Raw genomic sequence first — 1,475 nt, forward strand, 5'->3', positions numbered from 1 at the left:
AACTAGACTTTAGCACTTTACGCGGCGAAGCTGAGGAGATCTTCCCAGCGTCTCCAAAGGGCAGAAGGAATTAATACGACATCGTCGTTGTCGACCGATCGTCGTTTAATCGGTGGAACGGCCGCGCGCCAAAGGGAGCGCCGCACGAGGGAAAGGATGTCGGAGAAGGTTGCTTCGGGCTTGGTATACCAAGCGGCCGTACGAACGGGGGCGGGGTTTGGGCCGAGCAGTTCGCGGGCACAGAGGGTAACGATCGAGAAGAGGGCGAAGAGGGCGGGCGTGGTGCGCTGGATCGCGAGGTCCGACCACTGGCGCTGGGTTTCGGCCCCGAGGTGCGCGCGGGCCTCCGCAAAGGTGACCTCGACCTGCCAGCGGCGGAGGAAGTAGCCGACGATCTGCTCGGCGGTGAGATCCGGCTCGTTGGAGACAAGGGCCTGCGGCTCGAACTTGCCCAGTGGGTCGCGCAGCAGCACCCAGCGGATGGAGACGGGGGGCAGCCCGCCGCGGAACCAGACGGCGGTCCCGGTAAGGAGGTCGACCTCGCGCGTCCCGCCGCCGTACCAGAGGAGCGAGCAGCGGCACCAGATCGTGGAAGGATCTTCCAGGCGTGCCTTGAGGGTCGGGAGCCGCGGGCCCTTCTTGGGCGGGCGCCCACGCCGGCGAAGGCGGCCGGGTTCCTCGCGCGCGGGGGCTGGGAGGTAGAGCGCGGCATCGAGCCGGAGCCGAGTGACAACGGTGACCCGGTGCCTGGCCGCGCGAGCGAGCAGATCGATCGTGCTGTAGTTGTTGTCGCCGACCAGAACGATCCGCCGGCCGGGAAGCCAGCGGCGCAGCTGAAGCATGGCTTGGCGAGCCCAGTGGCCGAGGGGCTTGTAGCGTACGCCCCGGGTCTCGCATGACCGCTTCGACGGGGTGAGCAGCGTCAGGAAGGGAAGCGCCCAGAGGCGCGTGGCCCAGGGAACAGGCGTGAGCAGCATGACACTGATCCAGCGCAGGCCGTGCGAGCGGACGTGAATGCTCTTGCTGCTGCGCGCGTTGTCGTGGTACAACCCCTTGGCGTGGATGCGCTCGCCCCGGCGCCGTTCCAGCGTTTCGTCGATGCCCAGGACAACTTCCGCGTCGGCGGGCACAAAGGCTGCGACCAGGGAGCGCAGCAGGGTGCCTGAGAGGGCGAGGCTGGACCAGCGGGCTTGGGAGAGCACCCGGTGATAGCTGGAGAAGCCACGCCCGTGCTCCAGACCCAGCGTTCGCAGGGCAGCGGCTACGGTACGGGCGCCCGGAGACAGGATCGCGCCGACGAGGAGCCGGCGGGCGCGCTTCCACGTGGGACGACGAAACACGGGTGCGAACGGCTCCAGCACCTTGGCGATTGCGGCAGGCAGGTGGTCCATGACTCGCTCCTTCTGGCCGGAAGGGTTGCAAGCTCAGGGGCAAACTGCCTGCCGCTTTTGTCCACAAAGTGCTAAAGTCTAGAT

At 67.3% G+C, this 1,475-nt stretch carries 1 protein-coding gene; it reads right to left on the bottom strand.

Annotation, left to right across the window (positions count from 1 at the left end; genetic code table 11):
• Positions 1 to 17: 17 nt before the first annotated feature.
• On the bottom strand, positions 18 to 1,391 hold the full coding sequence (locus HNQ61_RS28175; protein WP_170036607.1) for an IS701 family transposase: 1,374 nt from the start codon (positions 1,389 to 1,391) through the stop codon (positions 18 to 20).
• Positions 1,392 to 1,475: the final 84 nt, after the last annotated feature.

Source organism: Longimicrobium terrae (assembly GCF_014202995.1).
Classification (GTDB): Bacteria; Gemmatimonadota; Gemmatimonadetes; order Longimicrobiales; family Longimicrobiaceae; genus Longimicrobium; species Longimicrobium terrae.